The organism is Kitasatospora sp. NPDC024654 (genome assembly GCF_055559155.1).
This window is the reverse complement of sequence record NZ_JBVHLF010000004.1, coordinates 77366-104323: the sequence shown is the minus strand read 5'-3', so window position 1 is coordinate 104323 and position 26958 is coordinate 77366. Positions and strand designations below refer to the sequence as shown.

The window sequence follows — 26958 nt, the reverse complement described above, 5'->3', positions numbered from 1 at the left end:
GTCACTTCCGGCGCTTGCGCCGGCCGCCCTCGTCGGGGTCGTGGCCCTCCTGCTCCCAGCGGGCCCACTCCTCGCGCGAACCCAGCAGGCTGTCGGTCAGGCTCGGCAGGTCGTCCATCGGGGTCGCCTCCGCCCAGGACGGCCGACGGGCCGAGGACGGCGGACCGGCCGGCCCGGACGCGAGCTCCTGGGTCTGCTCGGAACCGCCGTCCGCCGCCGGCTCGGGCCGCCAGAGGCCCGGCGGCACCCGGTCGTCCACCGGCCGCACCGGCGCGTCCGGAGCCGTCCGCGGCAGCACCGCGGTCTCGTCGGCCGCCCGCGGCAGCACCGCGGTCTCCTCCGCCGCGGCCAGCGCCGCCCGCCGGTCGCGCTCGGAGATCTCCTCGGTCAGCTCCTCCGCCCCGGTGACCTTCGGCAGCTGCGTGGTCGCCGGGTCCTCCGCGGCGCTCGCCTCGGCGAGCCGGGCCTCCTCGGCCCGTTGCAGCGCCTCCTCCGCCCGCCGCCGCTGCTCCGCCCGCTGAACCTCGCGCTGACGCTGCAGCTCGGCCTCCTGGGCGGCCTCCGCCTCCCGACGGGCCCGCTCGGCGGCCTCGGCCGCCAGCTGGGCCTGCTCCGCCGCGCGCCGCTCGGCCTCCTCCGCCGCCCGCCGCCGCGCCTCCTGCTCGGCGCGCAGCCGGGCCTCCTCGGCCGCCTTCCGGGCGGCCTCGGCGGCAACCCGCTCGGCCTCCTCCTTCGCCAGCCGCTCCTTCTCGGCCTGCTCGGCCCGGAGTCGCTCCAGCAGCTCCTGCCGCTTGCGCTCCTCGGCCTCCGCCTCGGCCTTCCGCCGGGTCTCCTCCGCGGCGCGCCGCTCAGCCTCCTCCCGGGCCAGCCGCTCCTGCTCGATCCGGGCCGCCTTCTCCTGCTCGGAGAGCGGCAGCTCGCGGTCCAGCCGGTGGCGGATCGCGGTGGTCACGAGGGCGGGCGGCTGGCTGCCGTCGACCACCAGGTAACGCACCGGGTCGGCCGCCGCCAGCGCGAGGAACCCGGACCGCACCCGCTCGTGGAACTCGGTCGGCTCGGACTCCAGCCGGTCCAGCGCCTCGGTGAACCGCTCCCGGGCCCGGCTCGGATCGACGTCCAGCACCACGGTCAGGTCCGGCACCAGCCCGCCGGTGGCCCAGCGCGAGATCCGCGCCACCTCGGTGGCGGCCAGATCCCGGCCCGCGCCCTGGTAGGCGATCGAGGAGTCCATGTAGCGGTCGGTGATCACCACCGCACCACGGGCCAGCGCCGGCCGGATCACGTTCTCCACGTGCTCGGCCCGGTCGGCCGCGTAGATCAGCGCCTCCGCGCGGTGCGAGAGGCCGGTGTTGCTGACGTCCAGCACCAGGCCGCGCAGCCGCTGCCCGATCGGGCTGCCACCGGGCTCGCGGGTGACCACCACCTCGTGGCCCTTGCTGCGGATCCACTCCGCGAGGGCCTGCGCCTGGGTCGACTTGCCGGCGCCGTCGCCGCCCTCCAGGGCGATGAAGAAGCCGGTGCCGGTCGCCCGGTGCGGCGGCACGTCGTGGTCGGCGCGCAGCGACTCCAGCAGCTCCCGCCCGAACGGCACCGTGCCGCGCTGGTCGTCCGTCTTCAGCAGCACGATGGCCGCGAGCACCAGGGTCAGCACGCCCGCGGTGGCCACCGCCAGGGCCGCCCCGCCGTGCACGAAGGTGAAGCCGCCGGGCTGCCGGGTGCCGAACTCCACCTCGCCGTACCCGGCGGCGATCAGCGGGACGGCCACCAGCGCGGCGGCCACCACCGCCCGCAGCACCGCGTACAGGTGCTCGACGACCCGCGGCAGCCGGGCCTCCTCGACCTCCTGCGCCAGCAGCGCCCGGCCGACCCCGATCACCAGCCCGGCGGCCGTCCCGGCCACCAGGGTGAGCAGCAGGATCAGCACGTAGTCGAAGACCAGCCCGGCCAGGATCAGCGCGGCGCCCAGCACGAGCAGCGCCACCGCCAGCAACCGGCGCCGGGAGAGCGCGGGCAGCGTGGTCCGGGTGAGCCGCAGGCCGAGCCACGGCGCGCCGGTCGCGGCGAGCACCAGCAGGCCGAAGCCGATCGGCCCGGCGTCGTGCTCGCCGGCGGTCAGCAGCGCCAGCGAGGCGATCCCCGCCATCGAGGCGTAGGCCGCGGCGACCGAGAAGGTGAAGTACGGCGCGGAGCCGGTGCGGCCCTTGGTGAGCGCCGGGCCGGGCGTCGCGTCGGTGGGCGCGCGCAGGCCCTGCAGCGGCGAGCGCGGGCTGCCCAGCGGGCCGCCGGCCGGCAGCTCCTGCAGGTACAGCAGCACGGCGGCGGCCGCGAAGAGCGCGGCCGCGCCGAGCGCCGCCACCGTCACCTGGTGGCTCCGCAGCCAGTGCGAGCCGAGCGCCGCGCCCAGGTTGTTCAGCAGCGTGCAGCCGATCAGCCCGAGCGCCGCGAGCGGCACGGTCGCCCAGCCGGTGCGCATGTCCAGGGTGCGCACGGTGTCCAGGTTGGCCGCGGACGGCCGCTGCTCCTCGGCCGGGACGTACGGGTTGGCGGCGGGCAGCAGGGTCGGTGTGGTCGCGCTCTTGGCCACCGCCCAGACCCGCTCGGCCGCCCCGGTGACGAAGACCGTGGCCAGCAGCGGGTAGAGCACCGCCGAGCCGCCGACCCAGCCGAGCCACCACGGCGCGATGCCGACCAGCACCGCGCGCAGCCCGTCCGCGCCGAGCAGCGTCCAGCGCCGGTCCAGCCGGCTGGTGAGCAGCGTGTGCAGCGGCCCGAGGAGCACGGCGCCGAAGAGCAGCGCCGCGAGCAGCCGGACCGCGAAGACCAGGGCCACGGTGAACGCCAGGCCGCGGTAGCCGCCGCCGAACTGGCCGCCGACCGCCGCGCCCGCCACGGTGAGCGCCAGCAGTACCAGGAAGGCCAGCCGGTCGGCCGTCCCGCCGAGCAGCTGGGTCACCCAGAGCCGCCGGTACGGGCGGACCCGGAGCAGCGCCCGCGCCCGCTCGCCCGGCGTACCGGCCGGCGCGACCTCGGGGAGGTCGGGGGCCCCGGCTCGTGCCGCGGCCTCAGCGGTGGGGGTGGGCTGCTCCTCGCTCGTCATACCGTCAGCGTAGCGGGCGAGCACTGGCCGGAAAGGGCTCCGGCGGTCCGGAGCCGCAGCCATGACCGGCTTGTGACACAGCCCGCGAGCCCCGCACCACCCGGGTGCGGGGCTCGTTCGAGCCGGGCTCAGCCCTCGTCCGAGGCCGCCTTCTCGGCCACCGCCTTCTTCGCGGTGGTGGTCTTCTTGGCCGCCGCCTTGGTGGTCGTGGTCTTCTTCACGGCGGCTTTCTTGACCGGGGCCTTCTTGGCCGCCGTCTTGGTGGCGGTGGTCTTCTTGGCCGCCGCTTTCTTGGCCGGGGCCTTCTTCGCCGCCTTCTTCACCGGCCCGCGGGCCCGCTTCTCGGCGAGCAGCTCGTAGCCGCGCTCCGGCGTGATGGTCTCGACGTCGTCGTCCTTGCGCAGCGTCGCGTTGGTCTCGCCGTCCGTGACGTACGGGCCGAACCGACCGTCCTTGACCACCACCGGGCGCTCGCTGACCGGGTCGGTGCCCAGCTCCTTGAGCGGCGGCGCGGCGGCGGCCCGGCCGCGCTGCTTGGGCTGGGCGTAGATCGCCAGCGCCTCCTCCAGCGTGACCGTGAACATCTGCTCCTCGCTGGCCAGCGACCGCGAGTCGGTACCGCGCTTGAGGTACGGCCCGTACCGGCCGTTCTGCGCGGTGATCTCCACGCCCTCCGGGTCGGCGCCGACCACCCGGGGCAGCGAGAGCAGCTTGAGCGCGTCCTCCAGCGTGACGGTCTCCAGCGACATGCTCTTGAGCAGCGAGGCGGTCCGCGGCTTGACCGCGTTCTTGCCGGTCTTCGGGGTGTCCTCGGGCAGGATCTCGGTGACGTACGGGCCGTACCGGCCGTCCTTGGCGACCAGCGGGTGGCCGCTGACCGGGTCGACACCCAGCTCGAAGTCGCCGCTCGGCTTGGCCAGCAGCTCCTCGGCCAGCTCGACGGTCAGCTCGTCCGGCGGCAGCTCGACCGGGATGTCGGCGCGCTGGCCCGGCTCGCCCTCCTCGGCGGCGACCTTCTCGACGTACGGTCCGTACCGGCCGACCCGCAGCGTGATGTCGTCGCTCAGCCGGAACGAGCTGATCTCCCGGGCGTCGATCGCGCCGAGGTCGGTGACCAGCTCCTTCAGACCACCGAGGTGGTCGCCGTCGCCGTTGCCGGCCTCCGCCGCGGCGCCGGCCGCGGCACCCTCGCCCTCGCCGAAGTAGAAGCGCTTGAGCCACGGCACGGACTGCGCCTCACCGGCCGCGATCCGGTCGAGGTCATCCTCCATCTTCGCGGTGAAGTCGTAGTCGACCAGCCGGCCGAAGTGCTTCTCCAGCAGGTTCACCACGGCGAAGGAGAGGAACGACGGCACCAGCGCCGTCCCCTTCTTGAAGACGTACTTGCGCCCGATGATGGTGTCGATGATCGAGGCGTAGGTGGACGGGCGGCCGATCTCCCGGTCCTCCAGCTCCTTGACCAGCGAGGCCTCGGTGTAGCGGGCCGGCGGCTTGGTGGCGTGGCCCTCGGGGCTGAGCTGCTCGGCGGCCAGCGGGTCGCCCTGGGCGACCCGGGGCAGCCGCCGCTCGCGGTCGTCGAGCTCGGCGTTCGGGTCGTCGGCGCCCTCGACGTAGGCCTTGAGGAAGCCGTGGAAGGTGATGATCTTGCCGGAGGCGGAGAACTCGACGTCCCGCCCGTCCGCGGTGACGCCGCCGACCCGGACGGTCACCGACTGGCCGACCGCGTCCTTCATCTGCGAGGCGACGGTGCGCATCCAGATCAGCTCGTAGAGCCGGAAGTCGTCGCCGCTCAGACCGGTCTCGGCGGGCGTGCGGAAGCGGTCGCCGGAGGGGCGGATCGCCTCGTGCGCCTCCTGCGCGTTCTTGACCTTGCTGGCGTACACCCGCGGCGCGTCCGGCAGGTAGTCGGCGCCGTACAGCTGGGTCACCTGCGCGCGGGCGGCGGCGACGGCGGTCTCCGACAGCGTGGTGGAGTCGGTGCGCATGTAGGTGATGAAGCCGTTCTCGTACAGCTTCTGGGCCACCTGCATGGTGCGCTTGGCGCCGAAGCCCAGCTTGCGGCTGGCCTCCTGCTGGAGCGTGGTGGTGCGGAACGGCGCGTACGGCGAGCGCCGGTACGGCTTGGACTCGACGCTGCGGACGCTGAACGCGGTCCGCGCCAGCGCGTCCGCCAGGGCGCGTGCCGCCTGCTCGTCCAGGTGCAGGGTGTTGGCGGTCTTCAGCTGCCCGTCGGGGCCGAAGTCCCGGCCGGTGGCGATCCGCCGGCCGTCCACCGTGGCCAGCCGGGCACCGAAGCTCTCCGGGTTGGCGGCGTCGGCCGGGGTGCGGCCGGTCCCGAAGGTGCCGACCAGGTCCCAGTACGAGGCGGAGGTGAAGGCGATCCGCTCGCGCTCGCGCTCGACCACCAGGCGGGTCGCCACCGACTGGACGCGGCCCGCCGAAAGCTTCGGCATGACCTTCTTCCAGAGCACCGGCGAGACCTCGTAGCCGTAGAGGCGGTCGAGGATCCGGCGGGTCTCCTGGGCGTCGACCAGCCGCTGGTTCAGTTCCCGCGGGTTGGCGACCGCCTCCTGGATGGCGTCCTTGGTGATCTCGTGGAAGACCATCCGCTTGACCGGCACCTTGGGCTTGAGCACCTGCTGCAGGTGCCAGGCGATGGCCTCGCCCTCGCGGTCCTCATCGGTGGCGAGGAAGAGTTCGTCGGACTCCGCCAGCAGCTGCTTGAGCTTGCTGACCTGCGCCTTCTTGTCCGCGTTCACCACGTAGATCGGGGCGAAGTCATGGTCGACGTCGACGCCTAGCCGGCGCACCTCGCCGGTGTACTTGTCCGGCACCTCGGCCGCCGTCCCGGGCAGGTCGCGAATGTGCCCGACGCTCGCCTCGACGATGTAGCCGGGGCCGAGGTAGCCCTTGATCGTCTTCGCCTTGGCCGGCGACTCGACAATGACGAGTCGCTTGCCGTTGCGCGCGGTCTCGCTGCTCGGGGACACCTTCGCTCTTCTCTCCCGGTCGTTTTCCTGTGCTGGCCGACGGCTGGCCCACGGGTGTCCGACCGGTTGCGGAACCGGCCCCCGAAGGCTGCGCGGGCTCTCCGTCGCCCGGCACACACCACCGCCCGTGGTGCCGCATCGCGACGACTCCACCAGCGGAGTGTGACCGTACCCTGGTCACCCTTGTCAAACGGACGGATCCCGCTTTTTCACCGGCAAGGCCGACCGACGCCACTCGAACGGTAACCCGACGATGGACCTTAGCGCCGCGCGGTTCCCCGCCGCAGGGGCCTCCAGGGGTGCGGTTTCGGTCTGCGGCGGCCCTTCGGCGGGACCGGGGAGCGGGGGCGGCGGCGCGCTCTCAGCCCGTGAAGACCGAGGCCAGCAGGCTCAGGCCGGCGGCCAGCGAGCTGGTGCCGAGAATCGTCCAGAACACGTCGAGCGGCAACGAGGCCGCGGTCCCGACGCCGGTGAGCACGACCCGGGCCGGCCGGCGCGGGTCGTAGCAGACCCGGACGCTGCTGCCCGGGACCAGCCCGGCCGGCCGGCGCAGCGCGGTACTGCCGCGCGGACGGGTCCGGACCGGTTCCGACCCGTCCCGCCCGTCGACGCCACCGACCGAGGCGAGGGTGGTGAAGGAGAGCAGCGGGGCGGGGTCCAGCGCCTCGACGGGGCTCCCGTCGGGGAGCACCCGGGCCGCGACCGGGATCCCGTGCCGGCGCAGCCGTCGGCGCACCCGCAGCTCGGCCGCACACCAGAGCAGCAGGCCCGCGCCGAAGAGCGCGAGCACGCCGCCCGCGAGCGCCGTGGTCGCCGGCTCCATCCCCGTCCGCCCCTCACCGAAGATCCGCTCCGGCCGGGAGCCTGGCAGGCCGTGGACAACCCGGCGCGGACGCTCGGCGTCCGCGGGGTGAACCCACGACCACCGGCGGGTGAACGGCGCCCTCCCGGGCAGCGTTCGGGCACGGGGCCGCAACGCCGGAAACAGGCGGCCGGAGGGGAGCACGGACGGCCGGTGAGTGACCGTCAGCCCGGCGGCCACACAACGCCCCTGGGGAACGTCACGCAGGCTTCCCGTCCACCCGCCGCCACCGGCGCGCTGCCGCCGCCGGGCTCTCGCTGTTCGACGGCGTCACCGAGCTCCACCACCCCTGGGCCGCCGCGGGCCGGCCGCCCGGATCAGGAGACCGGCTCGACGAAGCCCTGCTCGATCAGCAGCCGCAGCGACTCCGGCACCCGGTCGCGCAGCCGCACCCGGTCCTCGCCGAGCAGTTGGGCGATCGCGTCGACGATCTCGCCGGCGGCCAGGGTGCCGTCGCAGACCCCGGCGAACCCGGCGCCCACGGTGTCCACCTTGGTCGCCCGCCGCATGCCCCGGTTGTGCCGCAGGATCACGTGCTCGGGGTCCTCCGCCCCCGGGGCGCCCACCTGTTCCTGCACCACCTCGTCGGCCAGCAGGTAGCGGGCGCCGAGCAGCGCGGCGTCGTCGTGGCCGCGCAGGAAGTCCTGGCGGGCGAACCACTGCTCGATGTGCGGGCCGAGCGGCTGCTCGACGGGGTGCGGCCACTCCTCGATCCGCACCGTCGGCTGGTCGGCGCCGGACGCCCGCAGGGTGATCCAGCCGAAGCCGATGCCCTCCACCTTGGCGGCCTCGAAGGCGTCCAGCCACTCGTCGTAGCGGGACCGGTAGTCCTCCGGGCCGGCCAGGTGGTCGCCGCCGTCGCGCAGCCAGAGCTCGGCGTACTGCGCGACGTCCTGGACCTCGCGCTGCACCGCCCAGGCGTCCAGGCCGGTGCCCGAGACCCAGCCGGCCAGCCGGTCGTGCCAGTCCTCGCCGCGCACGTGCTGCCAGTTGGCCAGCAGCTGGCAGTAACCGCCGGGCTCCAGGTGCGCGGCGGCGCCGCGTACCAGGCTGCGGCAGAGTTCGTCACCGGCCATCCCGCCGTCGCGGTAGACGAAGCGGCTGCCGGGCGAGATCACGAACGGCGGGTTGGAGACGATCAGGTCGAACCGCCGCTCGCCCACCGGCTCGAAGAGGCTGCCCTCGGCCGTCTCGGTGTTGTCGAAGCCGGAGAGCGCCAGGGTGAGCCGGGCGAAGGCGAGCGCCCGCGGGTTGAGGTCGGTCGCGGTGACGTGCTGCGCGTGCCGGGCGGCGTGCAGCGCCTGCACCCCGGAGCCCGTCCCCAGGTCGAGCGCGGCGCGGACCGGGCGGCGCACGGCGAGGTTGGCGAGCGTGGTGGACGCGCCGCCCACCCCCAGCACCAGCTCGCGGCGGGCCACCCCGGCGGGGCTGCCGCCACCGCCGATGCCGCTCGCGCCGCCGACCGCGCACCCCAGGTCGGAGACCACCCAGGCGTCGGCGCTCTCCAGCCCGGCCACCTCGTTCGCGTACGGCCGGACATCCACGCTGGCCCGGACCTCCGGGCCGTCCGCGGTCAGCCAGCCGTCCACCAGCGCCTCCTCGACCGGGAGGGCGGCCGCCGCCGCGGCGTACGGGACGGGCCGCTGCAGCAGGAAGAGCCGGACCAGGGTCTCCAGCGGCGTACCGCCACGGGTCGCCCGCAGGGCGGGCACCGACTCGCCACGGGCCAGCGCGGCGTAGCCGGTCGGTCCGAGCAGGTCCAGGCAGCCGTCCGCGGTGTACGAGGCGGCGAGCAGCGCCTCGCGCAGGCGGGCGAGGCGGGCGGGGTCAGGGGTGGGGAGGATGGTCACCCGGCCATTCTCCCGCCTCCCGTGGCGCGGCCCGGCCACCGGCGGGCCGCACCACGCCCGCGCCCCGGAGCTCGCGCCCCGGTGGTCAGCTCTGGGCGGGCGCCGGCGAGGAAGGCGCTCCGGAGCCTCCGGGTGCCGCCGACGGGCTGCCCGCGGGCGCCCCGGAGGGCGCCTGGGAGCCGGCGGCGGAGGGGGAGCCGGACGCGCCGGGGGAACCGCTCGCCGCAGGGGAGCCGGACGCGCCCGGGGAACCCCCGGGGGCCGGCGAACCGCTCGCCCCCGGGGCCCCGGACGCCGCGCCGGCCCCGGGGGCCACCGTCCCGGTGCTCTTGCAGCCCGGCTGCTTGGTGATCGCCGTGCCCAGGTCCCCGCTCTGCACCTTGGCCAGCGCGCTGGTGGAGACCTGCGCCAGCTGCTGCACCTGGTCGCCGATGCCCTTCAGTCCGTCGGCGAACTTCGCCTGGTCGTTCGTCGGCAGCCCGGCCAGCTTCTGCTGCACCGCCTGGTAGCCCTTGGCCGCCTGGTCGAGCGAGTTGACCACGTCCTGCTGCACGCTCGCGCCGTCGCTGCTCTTGGGTGCCCCGGCCTGGTTGATCGCCGCGGCGATCTGCTGGGTGCTGCTGGCCAGCACGCCGAGGTCCCCGGAGAGCCGCTGCTGCAGGTCGCCGGGTGTCTCGCCCTGCTTGACCTGGCCGGTGTCGCTCAGCGCGGCCTGCGCCTTGGCGACCGGGTCCCGCATCCCGTCGCAGACGGTCTTCGCCCAGGAGTCCAGCTGGGCGCTGCTGTTGTCGCTGCTGCACGCGACCGCGCCGGAGACGAGCAGCGCGCCCAGCACCGGCACCGCCAACAGGCGGCGCGTCCGGGCCCCGCCGTCCGTCCCACGTCGTCCGCCGGCGGCCCGCCCGGGCGCCGCGGCCCCACCGGTCGGCGCGACCTGCCGGCCCGCCGGCACCTGCTCGTCCACCAGGAGAACCCTTCCGTCCAGTACCGAACCGTCCCGGGTGAACCTACCCGACCGGTCCGGACCGTCCGTGCCACCCCGACCCGCTCGCCCGCCAGTGCGGCCCCCGTACGACCGAGGGCCTGGCCATCAGCGCTGGTCAGGCCCGCTCGACCCGGATCGGGTCGCCCTCGCGCACGGTGCGCAGCGCCCCCGGGTCCCCGTCCAGCACGCCCAGCAGGTTGCACGGGCTGGCCAGCCGGCACTCGTCGCCGTGCGAGACCGGGGTCGGCCCGTACGGCAGCGCCAAGCCGTCGCCGTCGGTCCGGAACGCCACCGTGCAGGGCTCGACCACCTGCTGCGCGTCCGGCTCACGCGGCACGCTCACCGGCGTGCCGAAGTACACCTCCTTACCCCAGGTGTTGGCCGAGGAGTCGATCGGCAGCTCGGCCCAGAGCGCCTCACTGGTAGGGGTCGACCGCAAGGTCGCCGTTGCCTGGCCGGCCGGCCAGAGGATGCGGATCCGCATGAAGGTCCCTCTCCGGGTCTGAATCTCGATCACTGGTCACCGATGGCCGACCGGAGTCACCGGCCGGCGCGCGGCGCCGATCGTGCCCATCGCGCCCGGGAGGGGCGAAGCCGTTCCTTCAACAGTTTGTCAATCGCGTCTCGGCATCCGCCCGGCGTCCGTCTGCCGAACGCACGGGTGGTCCCGGCGACCACCGCCAGGACCACCCCTCGGCCACCCGCCGGACCCGGCCGCCAAGCCCGGCCAGTCAGCCGCCGGCCGCCGCCTCGACGGCCTCGCCGGTCCCGGCCGCCAAGCCCCCGGACGCACCGGCGGACGGCTCGGCAGCCACACTGACCGACCGCCGCCGGGCGTTGTACACCGCCGCGACCACCAGCAGCACCGCCGCCCCGGCCACCCCGGCGCGCACCCCCGCGCTGGCGTGCACCCCGAAGCTGAACCGCACCACGGCCGGCGCGATCAGCAGCGACACCAGGTTCATCACCTTCAGCAGCGGGTTGATCGCCGGCCCGGCGGTGTCCTTGAACGGGTCGCCGACCGTGTCCCCGATCACCGTGGCGGCGTGCGCCTCGCTGCCCTTGCCGCCGTGCGCGCCGTCCTCGACCAGCTTCTTGGCGTTGTCCCAGGCGCCACCGGAGTTCGCCAGGAAGACCGCCATCAGCGTGCCGGTGCCGATCGCCCCGGCCAGGTACGCGCCGAGCGCGCCGACCCCGAACGCGAAGCCGACGGCGATCGGAGCCAGCACCGCCAGCAGCCCGGGCGTGGCCAGCTCGCGCAGCGCGTCCCGGGTGCAGATGTCGACCACCTTGCCGTACTCCGGCGTCTCGCTGCCGTCCATGATCCCCGGGTGGTCGCGGAACTGCCGCCGCACCTCGAAGACCACCGAGCCCGCCGACCGGGAGACGGCGTTGATCGCCAGGCCGGAGAAGAGGAAGACCACCGCCGCGCCCAGCAGCAGCCCGACCAGGTTGTTGGGCTGGGAGATGTCCAGGCTCAGGCTGGCCGCCCCCGCCGTCCCACCCGACACACCACCGACCGCCTCGTTGATCGCGTCGGTGAACGACCCGAACAGCGCGGTGGCCGCGAGCACCGCCGTGGCGATCGCGATCCCCTTGGTGATCGCCTTGGTGGTGTTGCCGACCGCGTCCAGTTCGGTGAGCACCCGGGCCCCGGCGCCGTGCACCTCGCCGGACATCTCGGCGATGCCCTGGGCGTTGTCCGACACCGGACCGAAGGTGTCCATCGCCACGATCACCCCCACCGTGGTCAGCAGGCCGGTCCCGGCCAGCGCGACCGCAAAGAGCGCCAGCACGATCGACCCGCCGCCCAGCAGGTACGCCCCGTACACCGCGGCGCCGATCACCACGGCCGAGTACACCGCCGACTCCAGGCCGAGCGAGATCCCGGAGAGCACCACGGTGGCCGGGCCGGTCAGCGAACTGCGCCCGACCTCCCGCACCGGTCGCCGGCTGGTCTCGGTGAAGTAGCCGGTCAGCTGCTGGATCACCACCGCCAGCGCGATCCCGATCGCCACCGCCGCGAGCGCGAAGAGCCGCGGGTCACCGTGGTGGTCCCGCAGCGAGGCCGGCACGTCGCGCAGATCACCGAAGTGGGCCGGCAGCATCACGAAGACCGCGCCGAGGACGAGCAGCAGGGAGATCCCGGCGGAGAGGAAGAAGCCGCGGTTGATCGCGGTCATCCCGCTGCGGTCGCGCGCCCGCGGCGCCACCGCGACGATGCCGAGGACGGCGGTGACCACGCCGATCGCCGGCACCACCAGCGGCAGCACCAGCCCGACGTCGCCGAACACCGCCCGGCCCAGGATCAGCGCGGCGACCAGGGTCACCGCGTACGACTCGAAGAGGTCCGCCGCCATGCCCGCGCAGTCCCCGACGTTGTCGCCGACGTTGTCCGCGATGGTGGCGGCGTTGCGCGGGTCGTCCTCGGGGATGCCCTGCTCGACCTTGCCCACCAGGTCGGCGCCGACGTCGGCCGCCTTGGTGAAGATGCCGCCGCCGACCCGCATGAACATCGCCAGCAGCGCCGCGCCGAACCCGAAGCCCTCCAGCACCTTCGGCGCGTTGGCCCGGTAGATCAGCACCACGATGGCCGCGCCGAGCAGCCCCAGGCCGACCGTGCACATCCCGACCACACCGCCGGTCCGGAAGGCGATCCGCATCGCGCGGTGCTGCGCGGGCCGTTCCTGGCCCGCCGTCACGCCCCGGGCCACCGCCGCCACCCGGACGTTCGCCCGGACTGCGAGCCACATGCCCAGATAGCCGGTGGCCGCCGAGAAGACCGCGCCGACCAGGAAGAAGGCCGAGCGCCCGAGCCGCTGCGACCAGCCGTCCGCCGGTAGCAGCAGGAGCAGGAAGAACACCCCGGCCGCGAAGACGCCGAGGGTGCGGAACTGCCGGGCCAGGTAGGCGTTGGCCCCCTCCTGGACGGCCTCCGCGATCCGCCGCATCGCCGGCGTCCCGGCCTCGTACACCAGCACCTGACGTACCAGCAGAACGGCTACCCCCAGGGCGGCCAGGGCGATCAGACCGATGATCAGGACGAGAATACGATTCCCCCCGCTGAGCACAGCGGCCCCGGACGTACCGTCGGCCATTTCCAGGCCGGTATGGAAAAGAATCGATGGGTGCACTGAACCGGATGTGATGAGAGTGAATCCCGCCATGCGTCCTCCCTGACGACTGGCACGCCGGCCTGTTGGCACGCCGCGCGAGTGGCTCTGGTGGCACAGGCGACCGGGCCCGACCCAGCTGACCCGACCGGATATCTCAGGAGTGTAGGAATCAACGCGTGATTGAAATAGTCCGCGTGCAGGACAGCCCGCAAAGAATCATGGGCGGTTGCCGAAAACCCGGAGTTTTCGGCAACCGCCCATGATTTTCAGCCGACGATGCGCCGTTGCCGCACCGGTGGACCGTCACCCCGGCAGCCTCAGCGGCATCTTGAGGCACCGTCCGCGCTGCGGGGCCCACGGCATGCCAATGGCCCCGACGTTCCGTCAGGGCCACGTGTCAGGCGTCTGGCGCGGGCCTCGGACGTCAGGCCACCGCCACCGGCCAGCTCATCCGGATCACACCGCCGTCGTCGTCCCGGCCGACCTCCAGGTCCTCGACCAGCCCGGTGATCACCGCGAGGCCCAGGGTGTCCTCGGAGCCGTCGGCGGACTCCTCCGCTCCGCCGGAGGCGATCAGGTCACTGAGCGGCCCGGCGCCGTCGCCGACCTCGATGAGGAAACGCTTCTCCTGGTCGGTCAAGGCCACCCGGACCGCTCCGCCACTACCGCTGCCGCGCTGGTGCAGGCCAACGGCCCGGGAACAGGCCTCGCCGACCGCCAGCCGGACCTCATCGAGCACCGACTCGTCCACGCCGGCCCGTCTGGCCACCGCCGCCGCCACCAGCCGTGCGGTCCGCACGTGCTCCGGAAGGGCGCTGAATCGAAGTTCGACGGTTGCCATCTCTCCCCCTCGGGGTTCTTTCCGCCGGGCGTCCGACGCCGATCGCCGACGCTCTGCTGCCGGACGGTCCTGCTCACTCGACCACACCGCACGCGGGCTCTGCCCGGCCAGCGCCCTGTGCGGGCCGGCCCAGCCGCCCAGGGGCACGTCAAAGCACCCAGGCCGCACAGCGTGCCTGGCAGGGCCGCCACACCGACCGGACGGGCAGGCCGAGCCACCGTCGCACCGGCCGGCTGGCCGGGCGAGGGGCGCAGGGCCGCCGACCGGGCGGCCGGGCCGCCATGACCCGGCCGCGGACGCCCGCGCGAACGGTCCCGCGTCAGTCGGTCGAGTTGACCGCGTCATCCACCGTGGAGTGGATCGGGAACACCTTGGTCAGACCGGTGATCCGGAAGATCTTCAAGATCCGCTCCTGGGTGCAGACGAGGCGCAACGAGCCCTCGTGCGCACGCACCCGCTTCAGGCCACCCACCAGCACGCCCAGACCGGTCGAGTCGAGGAAGTCCACGCCCTCCATGTCGACAACCAGGTGATAGTTGCCGTCGTTGACGAGCTCGACCAGCTGCTCGCGCAGCTTCGGGGCGGTGTACACATCGATCTCGCCGCCAACCTCGACGATCGTGCGATCGCCGACGGTACGGGTCGACAGGGACAGGTCCACGGAACCTCCAGCACCTTGCCTTGCTACGTCATATTGCGTTCTACGGCGAGTCGGGCGGCATCGGCCGTCTCGGCTGCCGATCCCGGCCACTGCGGTCTGTCACCGCATGGTCGAACGACCGGCCCAGGTGCCGCCGGCCCGGCCAACTGGCCGCCACCGCCTCATTCAACCACCTGGCACCATGCCCGCACGATGGCTTGCCGCGATTCTCCGTCACTCCAGTGACACACTGGGTCCTCGTGCCGCCCAGCCATCGCCTGCCCGAAGCCCTGCTCACGACCCTGGTCGCCAGCCGGGGGCGCTCGGACCGGCTCACCCATACGGAGCATCTGCCCGCACGGCGGGCCCGTCATTCCGCCTGGCCCGACTCGATCCGCCCGGAGATCCGCGCCGCCGCCCTGCAGCTCGGAGTGGAGCGACCCTGGGCCCACCAGGCGGAGGCGATGAATCTGGCCCGGGCCGGTCGAACTGTGGTGCTCGCCACAGGCACCGCCTCGGGCAAGTCGCTGGCCTACCTGGCGCCAGTGCTCAGCGAGCTGCTCGACGGAACCGAGGCGCCGAACGGCCGCGGTTCCACCGCGCTCTACCTCGCCCCGACCAAGGCACTGGCCGCCGACCAGCGCCGCCGGGCCGCCGAACTCGCGCCGCCCCGGGTCCGGGCCGCGCTCTACGACGGCGACACCCCCGCCCAGGAGCGCGAGTGGGTCCGGCAGTACGCCTCGTACGTGCTCACCAACCCGGACATGCTGCACCGCGGCATCCTCCCGGCACACTCCCGGTGGGCCTCCTTCCTGAAGGCACTGCGCTACGTGGTGATCGACGAGTGCCACACCTACCGCGGCGTCTTCGGCTCGCACGTCGCCCAGGTCCTGCGCCGGCTGCGCCGGCTCTGCCGCAGGTACGGATCCGAACCCATCTTCCTGCTCGCATCGGCCACCGCCGCCGACCCCGCGGCGGCGGCCGAGCGGCTCACCGGACTGCCCGCGGTCGCGGTCACCGAGGACGCGTCGCCCCGCGGTCCCCTGGTCTTCGCGCTGTGGGAACCCCCGCTCACCGGGTACGTCGGCGAGAACGGCGCCCCGGTCCGGCGGACCGCCACCGCGGAGGCCGCCTACCTGCTCACCGATCTGGTGGCGGACGGCACCCGCACGGTCGCCTTCGTCCGCTCCCGGCGGGCTGCGGAGCTGGTCGCGCTGCAGGCCCAGGACAACCTCGACGCGGCCCTCGCCAACAGGGTCGCCGCCTACCGCGGTGGCTACCTCGCCGAGGAGCGTAGGGCCCTGGAACGGGACCTCCACTCGGGCCGGCTGCTCGGCCTGGCCTCCACCTCCGCGTTGGAGCTCGGGGTCGACGTCTCCGGCCTGGACGCCGTGCTGCTGGCGGGCTACCCGGGCACCCGCGCCTCGCTGTGGCAGCAGGCCGGGCGGGCCGGACGCAAGGGCCAGGGGGCGCTCGCCGTCCTGATCGCCCGGGACGACCCGCTGGACACCTACCTGGTGCACCACCCCGAGGCGCTGTTCGAGCGCCCGGTGGAGGCCACCGTGCTGGATCCGGACAACCCCCACGTGCTCGCCCCGCACCTCTGCGCCGCGGCGGCCGAACTCCCGCTCGGCCCGGAGGACCGGGCCCTCTTCGGTCCGGCCAGCGAACAGCTGCTGCCGGCCCTGGAGCAACGCGGACTGCTGCGACGACGCTCCGACGGCTGCTGGTACTGGACCCGCCGGGAGCGCGCGGCCGACGCCGTCGACCTGCGCGGCAGCGGCGGGAACCCGGTCCAGATCGTGGAGGTGTCGACCGGACGGCTGCTCGGCACGGTGGACGCGGCCGCCGCCCACACCACGGTGCACACCGGCGCCGTCCACCTCCACCAGGGCCGGACCTATCTCGTCCGGGAGCTGGACCTGGAGACCTCGGTGGCCCTGGTCGAGTCCGCCAACCCGAGCTACACCACCGCCGCCCGCGACACCACGGCCATCTCGGTGCTGTCCACCGACCGCAGTGTGGCGTGGGGCGCGGGCAGGCTCAGCTTCGGCTCGGTGGAGGTGGTCAACCAGGTGGTCGGCTTCCTTCGCAAGCGGATCTCGACCGGGGAGATCCTCGGCGAGACCAAGCTCGACCTGCCGCCCAGGACGCTGCGCACCCGAGCGGTCTGGTGGTCCGTCACCGAGGAACAGCTGCTGGACGCGACCGTCCCCTTCGACCAGTTGCCCGGCGCCGCGCACGCCGCCGAGCACGCCTCGATCGGCCTGCTGCCGCTCTTCGCGACCTGCGACCGCTGGGACATCGGCGGCGTCTCGGTGCCCCTGCACCCGGACACCCGGCTGCCCACCGTGTTCGTCTACGACGGGCACCCGGGTGGCGCCGGGTTCGCGGAGCACGGCTTCCGTCGCGCGGTCGAGTGGCTCACCGCGACCCGGGACGCCATCGCGGCCTGCGAGTGCGAGCGTGGCTGCCCCTCCTGCGTGCAGTCGCCCAAGTGCGGCAACGGGAACGACCCGCTGGACAAGGCCGGCGCGGTGCGGTTGCTGACCGTCCTGCTCGCTGGTGCTCCCCGCGAGTAGCCACCGGGCCGCAACGGTCTGGTCCGGCGTGGCGGAGCCGGATCCGGCCCGCGCACGGCCGAGCGACCACTCCGGGCCGGCCCGGGCCTGGGCGAGGGCCGGGCCGAGCGGCACCAGCAGACCCGCCGGCGGCACCCGCACCACCACGTCCACCTGGTCCGCCGCCAGGTCGACCCGGCAGGACACCACGGTTGCCCGTTGCCCCGCCGCGATCGCGACCGCCCGGCCACAGCCGCCATCGGCGTCCAGCAGGAGGTGGTCGGCGGCCGCGAGCGCGGCGAGGTCGGCCGCCGACTCGGCACGGTGCCTGGCGGCGAGCACCGTGCCCAGCGCCAGGATCACCCCGAACACCGCGCAGCAGAGGAACATCAGCGAGACCAACCAGACCGTCGCGGAGCCCAGTTCGGGCCCCGCCGCTCCCTGGCCGGACACCCTCACCGCCCCCGCCCGCCCCACACCGCCTCGACGGCCACCGAGTCGACCCGTCGTCATCACACTTCACCACCCGTCGAATCCTCCAGAGCGGCCACCGCGTCGCCGGCCACCGTGACGGAGAGCGCGGAGGCCAGGCGGCCCGGCCCGAGACACTCGGCCTCCACCACCACCCGGACCACGCCGGCCTGCCGCGTCAGCCGGACCACCGCGCCCGGCGGCGCGGCCCTGGTCGCCACGACCACCGCGTCACCGTCGCCCCTGGCCGCCGCCCGTGCCCCGACCCTCGCCGCGTCGATGCAGCGGAGCTTGGCGGCGGCCGCCGCCCCGCCCCACAGCACCATCGCCAGCAGCAGCACCAGCGCCGGCAGGGCAACGGCCGTCTCCGCGGTGACGTAGCCACCGTCCCGGCCGCCGCGCACCCCGCCCGCGCCACCGGGAGGGCTGCGGCGAGCGCGCTCAGACCACATGGAGCGCCCGGTTGACCAGTTCGGTCAGCGCATCACTGACCGTGCCACCGGTCAGCACCTTGTAGAGCAACGCGGCGAACCCGCACGCGGCGACCGTCCCGATCGCGTATTCGGCGGTTGACATCCCCGCGTCCGGCGCCACCGACAGGCGACGTCGCACCCAGCGGGGCAGCCGGCGCACCCCGCGCCGGACGACCTCGCGGGCCGGCCGGTGCCGCGGCACCCGCTGCCGGGCCCAACCGGCCAGCGGTACCCCGCCGTTCGGCACCGCAGGGGCGAGCGGTCCCGGACACGCCTGCTCGGCGTGCTCGTGGGAGGGGAACGGGATGAACCGGAAGCGGGACACCGAGTCGTGCGCGATGTTCTTCATGACCTGACCTCCTGGTGTTCTTGTACTGATCTGCCGTCAACTTCTTTGCGAAAAAGCACTCGCCAGTCCGGTCACCACCGGCACGATGCCGACCAGGACGAACGCTGGCAGGAAGCAGAGCCCCAGCGGCGCGGTGGCCAGCACCCCGGCCCTGCGGACCCTGGCGTGAGCCGCTGCGGCCACTTCGGCCCGCTGGGCGGCCGCCAGACCCACCAGCGGCGCGGCTGCCGGAGCCCCACTGACGCTGGTCCGGACGAGGCAGTGGGCGAGCGGCGCCAATGCGGGACACCCGACCCCGAGCCGCTCCCAGCAAATCGTGGGCGCAGCCCCGAGGTTCAGCTCCGCCGAGACCGCGGCCAGCCGCCCCTCCATGGCGCCGCCCACCGCCCGGGCAACGGCCGCCGCCGCCCGGGCAGGTGAGGCCGACGAGACCAGGCAGGCTGCCAGGAGCTCTGCGGTGAGCGGAATTTGGGCCATCAGATGGGCCAGCTCCAACTCCGCCCGACGGGCCCGTCTGCCGCGCAGCCATGGCAGCCCGACCTTCACCATCGCCGTGGTGAGCGCTCCGAGCAGCGGAGCGATCGCTCCGCCGGTCAGCGTGGCCGGTACACCCGCCCTCAGTGGTGGAGTGAACTCACCTACGGGCCAATCCTGTTGCTCTGCCCGGTCGCCGCACCCCCACCCTCCGGCCACTCGGACCGGCCCGGCCCGGGCGAATCCCCCGGGATGACGGCGATGCCGCCCGCCCGGTCCGCGCCTTCCACCCGATAGGCGCACCGCGCGCGCCCGCCGGGACCGCCTGCGCAGCAACCAACCGAGCGACCAGAGGGTCCCGACCATCAGACCAGCCGCGTCAGCCAGCAGGAGCAGCGCCATGACCAGCGGCGGCGGGACCGCGTGAGCACCGAGGACGCTGGTCATCGCCCCACCGCCGGAGTTCGAGAACCTACCGGACGCGGCCGCCGGACGGCCCACGCATCCGCGCACCGAGGGGGTCCGGCAACACAGTTCGGCCTTCGCCCCGCCCGCGCACCGAGCCGGTCGCCGCGCACCGCGACCGCGAGGGGCCCACCAAGCCCACCGGCCCCGGCGAGTTGGGCACCACGCACGATCCGGTCCGTCCAGGCCAACCCGGCCGCCTCCAGAAGCGCCCCGACACCCAGACACCCCAGCCCCAAGGAGGTGTGCAGCAGGACCTCCCAGGGCTGCGCACCGAGTAGCCCACCCAGCAGCAGTCCACACCCCGGCAGCGCCGCCAACAGCACCGCCGTGGTCCGTGGCCCGGCCAACTCGCCCTCGATCGCCTGCGCCAGGGCGCGATCGGCCCGCAGCGCCTCGGCGACCCGGTCGAGACCTGCGGCCAGTCCGCCGCCGCTCTCCGTGGTGATCTGCCAGCAGGCCGCGACGGCCGCCGCTCCCCCGCCGCCCGGCTGCCCCGCCACCCAGAGGAGGGCAGCCGGGACGTCCGCGCCGTACCGACTGGCTGACAGCCGACTCACCGCCTCGGGACCGAGGCGGGCGAGCAGCCCTCCGGAGTCGCGTTCCCCGCTCGTGACCGCCACCATCGCCTGCTCGGGTGTGGCCCCACCGCGCAACTCACCGGCCAGCGCGGCACAGAGTTCGACCACCGCGTCCGCCCGCCCACGCGCCGCGCGACGCACCCGCCGACCGATCCGCCATCGATACGCCGGGTGGACGGCCAACGCCATGGCCACCAGGGGAACCGGCGACCGTGTCGGCAGGGCTGCCCCGAGCCCGACCGCGACCAGCAGTAACTCCGGCACCAGCCAGGGGATCCGCGCCCATCCCCGCCCGTCGATCAGCATCCGCACCAGGTGCGCGCCCCGCCCGGCCAGGCGGTCCGCTCCGGCACCCCCGCAGCCGGCTTCGCCGAAGAGGCCGTCCGACCGCCGTCGAGCCCGGCTCGAGCGGTTCAGCCACCACCAGGCAGCCAGGGTCACGACACAGAGGACCAGGACCGAGGCCGGCTCCAAGCACTCGCTCATCACCCGATCCCCGTTCCCGCCACCACGCCACGCGCCGCACAGAGTCGTTCCAGCCGCGCCCAGCCCGGCCCCCGGACCACCGAACCGTCCGGGGCGAGCACCACCGCAGGCTGGGTCACGGCCAGACCGGCCGGGTCGGCGGTCACCGTGTGCACCTCGGCCACCCGCCGCCGCCCACTGGCGGGATCCCGGACCAGATGGACCACCAGGTCGAGGGCCGCCCGCAGCTGGCTGTGCAGGGCGAGCCGGTCGAGACCGGCCATCGAGCCGAGGGCCTCCAACCTGACCGGCACATCGACCGCGGCGTTGGCGTGCACAGTGCCGCAGCCGCCCTCGTGGCCGGTGTTGAGAGCGGTCAGCAGGTCGAGCACCTCGGCGCCCCGGACCTCACCCACCACCAGCCGGTCGGGGCGCATCCGCAGCGCCTGCCTGACCAGGTCGCGCAAGGTCAGCTCGCCCAGCCCTTCCTGGTTGGGCGGCCGGCTCTGCAACCGGACCACATGCGGATGGTCCGGCCGGAGTTCCGCCGAGTCCTCAGCGATGACGATGCGCTCGGTCGGCCCCACCAGGCCCAGCAGGGCCGCCAGCAGGGTGGTCTTGCCGGTACCGGCGCCCCCGCTGATCAGCAGCGAGAGCCGGGCACGTAGCACACCCCGGAGGAGTTCGGCACCCGCCGCGGGCAGCGCCCCCGTCCGGACGAGCTCATCCAGCGTGAACGGCCGAGGGCGGTTGCCGCGCAGCGAGATGTGGGTGCAACTCTCGGCGATCGGCGGCAACACCGCGTGCAACCTGGTCCCGTCGGGCAACCGGGCGTCGACCCAGGGGCGGGCGTCGTCGAGCCGCCGCCCGGCGGCGGTGGCCAGCCGGTGTGCGAGGCGGCGCACCGCCTCCCGGTCCGCGAAACGGACCCCGGCCTCGCGACACAGCCCGCTGCCCCGGTCCACCCAGATCTCGTCCGGCCCGTTGACCAGGACGTCGGTCACTTCGGGATCCGCCAGCAGCACGTCCAACGGCCCGGCCCCGACCAGCTCCGAGTGCAACGAGCGCACGGTGTCCAGAACGTCGTCCCCACCGAGCGGCGGACGGGCGGCCCGCAGCGCCGCAGCCACCGAACCACTGGTCGGAGCCGCCCCGGCCTCGGCCAGTCGTAGCCGCACGGCGTCGATCAGTTCGGCGCCGCGCCCGGCTCCCGGTCCACGCGGCGGCCCCGGCGACCCAGCGGGGTCAGCCGGCCGCCGGACGGCCACCAGGTGCGCCCGCCGCCCCGCCTGTTCGGGCCGCCGGCCCCACGGGAGACGGCGCGTGCCGGGATATCCGGTCGAGGTCGTCCGGCTGTTCATGAGACCGCTCCTCCGTTGATGGTGATCGTGGGCATGACTTCGGTGAGATAGCCGGTGCAGAAGCGCGCGAGCGCCCCGTGCCGGCGCAGGCCGGGTGGGTTGCCGCGCTCGACGTCGACCGGCAGTCCGGCCTCCCGGGTGACCTCGCCGGCCAGTGGCAGACCGAGTCCGCGTGCGATCTCCGCGCTCGACAGGCCGATCGGTCCGGGCAACCGGATCACGGCCCGCAGGTCCGCCAACCGCATCGCGATCGCGGTGGCCACCCGGCCGGCCGCGGTGATCCCTCTCAGCTCGGCCGGCACCAGCAGCAGGCCGGTGTCGGCCTGGTCCAGTGCCTCCCGGGTGGCCGGGTCGAGATGTCGGGGAAGGTCGAGGACGACCAGGCCGCCTCGGCGCCGGGCCGCCGCGAGCACACTTCGCATGGCCTCCGGCGGGATCACCAGTGCGTCGCTCCGGTCCCAGGAGAGCGCCGACAGGCTGTGCAGCTGCGGTAGCGCATCGGCGAGTTCGGGACCGCTCAGGCGACCGCGCGCGGCGGCCAGATCCGGCCAGCGCAGCCCGTCGGCCGACTCGCCACCCAGCAGCACGTCCAAGCCGCCGCCGAGCGGGTCGCCGTCGATGAGCATCGTCCGATGCCCCGCCCGCGCCGCGGTCACGGCCAGCGCGCAGGCCAGCGTGGACGCGCCGGCCCCGCCCCGCCCGCCGATCACGGCGACGGTGAGCGCCGGGGGTCCCACCCGCTCCACGGCATCGGCGATCCGGTCGAGCAGCCAGGACTCCGCGTCGGGCAGGAAGAGCACCTCTTCGGCACCGAGTTCGATGCCCCGGACCCAGACGTCGTGATCGCCGAGGTCCGAACCGAGCAGAAGCACCCCCGGACGCCGAGTAAGCCCGGCGCAGTGCTCCGAGACGTCGTCGCCGATCAACACGAGTGGGACGGCCTCCCACACGTGAAGCGGTGGCGGCGCCCCGGACAGCACCTGCGGCTCGGTGCCGGCCGCCGCGCAGAGCCGGAGCAGGTGCTCGGCCAGAGCCTCGTCCGCGGTGAGGATGAGCGGGCCCTTGGCCTCCCGGTCCTCGGCCCCGGGCTCGTACTGGTCGGTGGTGGGTGTCGACACGCCTGCCTCCCCGGCGTCGGTCGCTCGCCGGCGGGGCCGCGAGCGACGGTGGGAACCTCGGCCGACGGCCTGGCATCAGGGGGCGAACCGCACCCCGGACCGGCCGTCGCTTCGGCGTGGCCCCCACAGTGCCGTCGGGCCGGCCGTTCGTCTGCCGCGAAGCGATTTCTGTGGATAACCCGGGGGGTGTGGACAAATCCGAGTCCACTCGAGAGGGCTCACTTCACTCGTGCGGGCGTATCTCGGCAATGAATTGACAACCGCCGAACAGTCGCCCCGAGCGAAGCATTGGACTACGGAGAGTGATCAACGGCGGCGGGGCTCCGCCGCCCTTCCCCGCCCGGTACGCCACGCCCGGCACCCCTCCGACACCTCCCCCACGCCAGCCGCCGGCCTTGGAAAATGGGCCCGGACATGCGACGACCCCCGCCGGGGGGGAGAGCGGGGGTCGTCTATCCACGGCCCGACTCGGGGGGGAGGAGCCGGACCGGGTTAGCACGGTCGCGAACGATCCGTGACTTCCATGGTGTACCCGAGCGGCCAGAAACACAAACCCGCAGGGCCCTGAGTACACCGAATGGCGGCGTCATCGAAGCCGCCATCTATCCTCGGTTGCTGTGGACACCACCGAGAACGCCGACCTCGCCAACGGCGACGAGAACTCCGCCTCGGAGACCGCGCCGACCGCCGCTCCGGAGCCGACCCCCGCCTCGGACCACGACGCGAGTGCCGTCCCGGCGGCGGTCCAGCCGGACGGCGCGACACCGGGGGACGACACCCCCCGAGCCACGGCCCCAGGCGATTCCACCCGCGCCGGACTGCCCGGCGCACCCCACCCCCACCCGGCCGCCCCGCGCACCGCCGCCTTCTTCGACCTCGACAAGACGATCATCGCCAAGTCGAGCGCCCTCGCCTTCAGCCGCCCCTTCTACCAGGGCGGTCTGATCAACCGTCGGGCCGTACTCAAGAGCGCCTACGCCCAGTTCGTCTTCCTGGTCGGCGGCGCGGACCACGACCAGATGGAGAAGATGCGGCAGTACCTCTCCACCCTGACCCGTGGCTGGAACGTGCAGCAGGTCCGCGAGATCGTCGCCGAGACGCTGCACGGCCTGATCGACCCGTTGATCTACGAGGAGGCCGCCTCCCTGATCGTGCGGCACCACGCCGCCGGTCGCGATGTGGTGATCGTCAGCAGCTCCGGAGCCGAGGTGGTCGAGCCGATCGGCGCCATGCTCGGCGCCGACCACGTCATCGCCACCCGACTGAAGATCGAGGACGGCCGGTACACCGGCGAGATCGAGTACTACGCCTACGCCGAGAACAAGGCGGCCGCGATCCGCGAGCTGGCCGAGCGGCAGGGCTACGACCTCGCGGAGTGCTACGCCTACAGCGACTCCATCACCGATCTGCCACTGCTGGAGGCGGTCGGCCGCCCCTCCGCGGTCAATCCCGACCGCGGGCTGCGCAAGGAGGCCGTGGCCCGTGACTGGCCGGTACTGGTCTTCGATCGTCCCATCGAACTGCACCGCCGGCTGCCCGAGTTCAGGGCCCCCAGTCGCACGGCGGTGGTCGCCGTCGCGGTCGGAACGGCCATGGTGACCGCCGGGCTGGTCTGGCACCTGGCCAAGCGGCAGCGTCCGGTCAACTGACCAACTGGCAGCATCTGTCAGCAAATCGGACAAAAGGTAAAGAATTCGCCGTTCGAGTTCCGTTTGCCCCGGATCCGAGATACAAAGGGTTTACGGCCCGCGAGACCCGGAAGGACCCGAAGAGGTCAGACCGACACCGCAGTTCAGGCCCCACGGACCGCGTACAGGTTCCGAGCACCCACGTGCAGCCGACCCGCGATACGGGCCGCCGCACCAGGCGAACGGGCAGGATCCCCGCCTGATGGGCACATCCGGTGCACGCATGGTCACCCGGAACGCTGTGCCAGCGGCGGTACCAGCGGTCAGGGTGCCGCCGCAACTCACTGCCCGGCCCGGGAACGGACCGGAGCGGGAACGGACCGATTCGGCCGGTCAGACCATTCCGCGCTGCATCGCCTCGCAGACCGCCGTGCTCTCTCGGACCCCCAGTCCCACCGCCAACCCGCAGTGCCCGATCCAGTGCGCCAGCCCCTCGGGCGTCCCACTGGCATAGCCGGCCAGCGCCTGCCGGTAGGCGGCCGTGCCGAGTTCGACCAGTCCCACCTCGGCCGGGCAGATCGCCTTCGGGTCCAGCCCCTCGGTGATCAGCACGATCCGCTGTGCGGCCCGGGCGACCACCCCGTTGTGGGAGGCGAACGGGCGCAGCGCCAGCAGCTCGCCGTGCACCACCGCCGCCACGACCAGTGCGGGAGCCGCACCGACGGCACCCGAGGTGCGCGCCACCAGGAGCTGGGACAGCTGGTCCAGCCGCGCGGCGGCCTCCTCGGGCATGGGCGCCGACGGCAGCGCGGTCGTCACCGGCACGGGCTGGACGGTCGGCGCGACACGAGCCGCCACCCCCTCGGCGGCCGCCAGCTCCAAGGGGAAGAGCTCGTCGACCGGCTCGCCGGCCTGCCGGGGCCGCCCGGCCGAGCTCCCCTCGCCGGCCGCCAGCAGATGCAGCCGCGCCAGGACCTGCAGCGGCGAGGTCCGCCACACGCTCAGCAGCTGCCCCGCCTCGGCCGAGAGCCGCAGCGCCCCACCGATGACGCGATCCTGCTCGCCGGCACTGAAATCGCTCCGCCGCCGAACCTCTTCGAGCGGCCAGTCGGCGCCGGCCAAGGCGGCCGAGGCGCGAGCCCCACGCAGCGCGGCCTCCGAGGTGACCTCGGGCGCGCGCCGCCGCATCACCCGGTGGCCGTACAACCGGTCCACGGCCTTGCGGACCTCGGCGACGGACTCGGGAACCCCGGGCAGCTCGGCCAGCGGGGCAAGCGGATCAGTTCCAGTGCTCACCTACCCGAGGGTAACGACCCCCTCGACCCGGCCCGCACAGCAACCCCGGCGTCACCCGTTCGAGGCAATCCTCCGGACCCTCCGGCGGGGCGGCGAGGGCCATGGCTACCATGACGCTATCGGTGACGATAACGATTACCAACAAGCTGACGGCCGGCGCCTCCGTGGCGATCGGCGGAACGAAAGCCGGGAATCCAGATGAAGATCGCCTTTGTTGGCAAGGGCGGCAGTGGCAAGACCACCCTGTCGGCGCTGTTCATCCGCCATCTCGCCGCCGACGGCCGGCCGGTGATCGCGATGGACGCCGACATCAACCAGCACCTGGGGCCGGCCCTGGGCCTGACTGATGATCAGGCAGCCGCGCTTCCCTCGCTCGGCGCCCACCTGCCGGAGATCAAGGAGTACCTGCGCGGCAGCAATCCCCGGCTGGCATCGGCGGACGTCATGATCAAGACCACCCCGCCCGGCCGCGGCTCCCGGCTGCTGCGGATCGTCGAGGAGAACCCGGTCTACGCGACCTGCGCACGTCCGATCGCCCTCGACGAGGGCTCGGTGCGACTGCTAGCCACCGGTGCCTTCACCGAGGAGGACCTCGGCGTGGCCTGCTACCACTCCAAGGTCGGCGCGGTCGAGCTGCTGCTCAACCATCTGACCGACGGTCAGGACGAGTACGTGGTGACGGACATGACGGCCGGCTCGGACTCCTTCGCCTCCGGCCTGTTCACCCGGTTCGACCTCACCTTCCTGATCGCCGAACCGACCCGGAAGGGCGTCTCGGTCTACCGGCAGTACAAGGAGTACGCCCGCGACTTCGACATCGCGTTGCGGGTGGTCGGCAACAAGGTCCAGGGACAGGCCGACCTGGATTTCCTGCGCCGCGAGGTGGGGGACGACCTGCTGGCCACCTTCGGCCACTCGGACTGGGTCCGCCGCCTGGAGCAGGGTGAGGCGCCGCCGCTGAGCGCGCTCGAACCCACCAACCGCGAGGTGTTGGAGCTACTGAAGGCCGAGGCGGACGCGGCGTACCACCGGCGGGACGCCGGCCGGTACACCGCCCAGGCCGTCCACTTCCACCTGCGCAACGCGGAGAGTTGGGGCAACGCGAAGACCGGCACGGACCTGGCAGCGCAGGTGGACCCGGAGTTCACCCTCGGCCGGCAGACCGGCGTACCCGCCCAGAACCCGGCCGCCGCGCCCGCCTGACCTCCCGAGCAATCCCACCGGGACCCGACCGAGGGGCGGGGGGGGGGGGGGGGGGGGGGGGGGGGGAGGGAGCGGGGGGGGGGGGGGCGGGGTCCCACCCTTTCCCTTTCCCCCTCGGCGGGGGAGATCTTT

Annotated in this window: 19 protein-coding genes and 1 pseudogene; 3 read left to right on the top strand and 17 right to left on the bottom strand. The window is 73.9% G+C overall.

From position 1 onward, the window contains the following. Position 1: 1 nt before the first annotated feature. The 9 genes from tmk to ACZ38L_RS03910 all read right to left on the bottom strand — a co-directional run bounded on the left by tmk (position 2) and on the right by ACZ38L_RS03910 (position 14402). Positions 2-3097 carry a dTMP kinase gene (gene tmk / locus ACZ38L_RS03950; protein ID WP_465688944.1) on the bottom strand — a complete coding sequence of 1032 codons (3096 nt, stop codon included), beginning with the start codon at positions 3095-3097 and terminating at the stop codon, positions 2-4. Between the two features lie 128 nt (positions 3098-3225). Continuing rightward, positions 3226-6087, bottom strand: coding sequence for a type I DNA topoisomerase (topA, locus tag ACZ38L_RS03945; RefSeq protein ID WP_465688942.1), 2862 nt, complete (start codon positions 6085-6087; stop codon positions 3226-3228). 361 nt (positions 6088-6448) lie between these two features. After that, positions 6449-6910, bottom strand: a complete 462-nt coding sequence (locus tag ACZ38L_RS03940; protein WP_465688940.1) for a hypothetical protein — start codon at positions 6908-6910, stop codon at positions 6449-6451. A gap of 356 nt (positions 6911-7266) precedes the next feature. After that, positions 7267-8799, bottom strand: coding sequence for a DUF7059 domain-containing protein (locus tag ACZ38L_RS03935; RefSeq protein ID WP_465688938.1), 1533 nt, complete (start codon positions 8797-8799; stop codon positions 7267-7269). 85 nt (positions 8800-8884) lie between these two features. Then, positions 8885-9763, bottom strand: coding sequence for a BAR domain-containing protein (locus tag ACZ38L_RS03930; RefSeq protein ID WP_465688936.1), 879 nt, complete (start codon positions 9761-9763; stop codon positions 8885-8887). A 136-nt stretch (positions 9764-9899) separates the two neighbouring features. Beyond that, positions 9900-10268 (bottom strand): cyclophilin-like family protein, encoded by a 369-nt coding sequence (locus ACZ38L_RS03925; protein WP_465688934.1) that lies wholly within the window; start codon positions 10266-10268, stop codon positions 9900-9902. A 247-nt stretch (positions 10269-10515) separates the two neighbouring features. Beyond that, positions 10516-12882 (bottom strand): sodium-translocating pyrophosphatase, encoded by a 2367-nt coding sequence (locus tag ACZ38L_RS03920; protein ID WP_465688932.1) that lies wholly within the window; start codon positions 12880-12882, stop codon positions 10516-10518. 442 nt (positions 12883-13324) lie between these two features. Continuing rightward, a complete protein-coding gene (locus tag ACZ38L_RS03915; RefSeq protein ID WP_465688930.1) occupies positions 13325-13741 on the bottom strand; it encodes an ATP-binding protein in 417 nt (138 codons plus the stop codon). Positions 13742-14060: 319 nt separating this feature from the next. Next, complete coding sequence (locus tag ACZ38L_RS03910) at positions 14061-14402, bottom strand: STAS domain-containing protein (RefSeq protein WP_396556068.1); 342 nt, start codon at positions 14400-14402, stop codon at positions 14061-14063. A gap of 239 nt (positions 14403-14641) precedes the next feature. On the opposite strand from ACZ38L_RS03910, the gene ACZ38L_RS03905 reads away from it, so the two are divergent. Next, positions 14642-16963 (top strand): DEAD/DEAH box helicase, encoded by a 2322-nt coding sequence (locus ACZ38L_RS03905; RefSeq protein ID WP_465688928.1) that lies wholly within the window; start codon positions 14642-14644, stop codon positions 16961-16963. 84 nt (positions 16964-17047) lie between these two features. On the opposite strand, the pseudogene ACZ38L_RS03900 reads toward ACZ38L_RS03905, so the two are convergent. From ACZ38L_RS03900 to ssd, 7 genes and pseudogenes are all read right to left on the bottom strand, one after another. Beyond that, positions 17048-17455 (bottom strand): annotated as a pseudogene (locus ACZ38L_RS03900) (Rv3654c family TadE-like protein); the annotation flags it as partial. Continuing rightward, positions 17455-17865, bottom strand: a complete 411-nt coding sequence (locus ACZ38L_RS03895; protein ID WP_465688926.1) for a TadE family type IV pilus minor pilin — start codon at positions 17863-17865, stop codon at positions 17455-17457. The gene ACZ38L_RS03895 and the pseudogene ACZ38L_RS03900, both read right to left, overlap by 1 nt. Next, positions 17855-18235, bottom strand: a complete 381-nt coding sequence (locus ACZ38L_RS03890; protein ID WP_465688924.1) for a DUF4244 domain-containing protein — start codon at positions 18233-18235, stop codon at positions 17855-17857. Before ACZ38L_RS03890 ends, ACZ38L_RS03895 begins: the two co-directional genes overlap by 11 nt. A 36-nt stretch (positions 18236-18271) precedes the next feature. After that, entirely contained in the window at positions 18272-18784 is a 513-nt protein-coding gene (locus ACZ38L_RS03885) for a type II secretion system F family protein (RefSeq protein ID WP_465688922.1), read from the bottom strand. Positions 18785-19152: 368 nt separating this feature from the next. Beyond that, complete coding sequence (locus ACZ38L_RS03880; protein ID WP_465688920.1) at positions 19153-20241, bottom strand: type II secretion system F family protein; 1089 nt, start codon at positions 20239-20241, stop codon at positions 19153-19155. Further along, positions 20241-21581, bottom strand: a complete 1341-nt coding sequence (locus ACZ38L_RS03875; RefSeq protein WP_465688918.1) for a TadA family conjugal transfer-associated ATPase — start codon at positions 21579-21581, stop codon at positions 20241-20243. The genes ACZ38L_RS03880 and ACZ38L_RS03875 overlap by 1 nt, the downstream gene beginning before the upstream one ends. After that, positions 21578-22699 (bottom strand): septum site-determining protein Ssd, encoded by a 1122-nt coding sequence (gene ssd / locus ACZ38L_RS03870; RefSeq protein ID WP_465688916.1) that lies wholly within the window; start codon positions 22697-22699, stop codon positions 21578-21580. Before ssd ends, ACZ38L_RS03875 begins: the two co-directional genes overlap by 4 nt. Positions 22700-23517: 818 nt before the next feature. Between ssd and ACZ38L_RS03865 the strand changes: the two genes are divergently transcribed. Then, positions 23518-24348 (top strand): HAD family hydrolase, encoded by an 831-nt coding sequence (locus ACZ38L_RS03865; protein ID WP_465689111.1) that lies wholly within the window; start codon positions 23518-23520, stop codon positions 24346-24348. A gap of 372 nt (positions 24349-24720) precedes the next feature. Here ACZ38L_RS03865 and ACZ38L_RS03860 read toward each other — a convergent pair whose 3' ends face one another. After that, positions 24721-25623, bottom strand: coding sequence for an oxidoreductase (locus ACZ38L_RS03860; protein WP_465688914.1), 903 nt, complete (start codon positions 25621-25623; stop codon positions 24721-24723). Positions 25624-25821: 198 nt separating this feature from the next. Between ACZ38L_RS03860 and ACZ38L_RS03855 the strand changes: the two genes are divergently transcribed. Then, the gene (locus tag ACZ38L_RS03855; protein ID WP_465688912.1) at positions 25822-26826 is read left to right on the top strand and encodes an ATP-binding protein; all 1005 of its coding nucleotides are present in this window, start codon (positions 25822-25824) and stop codon (positions 26824-26826) included. The last annotated feature ends 132 nt before the right edge of the window (positions 26827-26958 follow it).

What these genes read in the sequence shown, in the direction of transcription:
- tmk (WP_465688944.1), bottom strand. Translation starts at nt 3,097, where the DNA reads ATGACGAGCGAGGAGCAGCCCACCCCCACCGCTGAGGCCGCGGCACGA.
- ACZ38L_RS03940 (WP_465688940.1), bottom strand. Translation starts at nt 6,910, where the DNA reads ATGGAGCCGGCGACCACGGCGCTCGCGGGCGGCGTGCTCGCGCTCTTC.
- ACZ38L_RS03925 (WP_465688934.1), bottom strand. Translation starts at nt 10,268, where the DNA reads ATGCGGATCCGCATCCTCTGGCCGGCCGGCCAGGCAACGGCGACCTTG.
- ACZ38L_RS03920 (WP_465688932.1), bottom strand. Translation starts at nt 12,882, where the DNA reads ATGGCCGACGGTACGTCCGGGGCCGCTGTGCTCAGCGGGGGGAATCGT.
- ACZ38L_RS03915 (WP_465688930.1), bottom strand. Translation starts at nt 13,741, where the DNA reads ATGGCAACCGTCGAACTTCGATTCAGCGCCCTTCCGGAGCACGTGCGG.
- ACZ38L_RS03895 (WP_465688926.1), bottom strand. Translation starts at nt 17,865, where the DNA reads ATGTGGTCTGAGCGCGCTCGCCGCAGCCCTCCCGGTGGCGCGGGCGGG.
- ACZ38L_RS03890 (WP_465688924.1), bottom strand. Translation starts at nt 18,235, where the DNA reads ATGAAGAACATCGCGCACGACTCGGTGTCCCGCTTCCGGTTCATCCCG.
- ACZ38L_RS03885 (WP_465688922.1), bottom strand. Translation starts at nt 18,784, where the DNA reads ATGGTGAAGGTCGGGCTGCCATGGCTGCGCGGCAGACGGGCCCGTCGG.
- ACZ38L_RS03880 (WP_465688920.1), bottom strand. Translation starts at nt 20,241, where the DNA reads ATGAGCGAGTGCTTGGAGCCGGCCTCGGTCCTGGTCCTCTGTGTCGTG.
- ACZ38L_RS03875 (WP_465688918.1), bottom strand. Translation starts at nt 21,581, where the DNA reads ATGAACAGCCGGACGACCTCGACCGGATATCCCGGCACGCGCCGTCTC.
- ACZ38L_RS03855 (WP_465688912.1), top strand. Translation starts at nt 25,822, where the DNA reads ATGAAGATCGCCTTTGTTGGCAAGGGCGGCAGTGGCAAGACCACCCTG.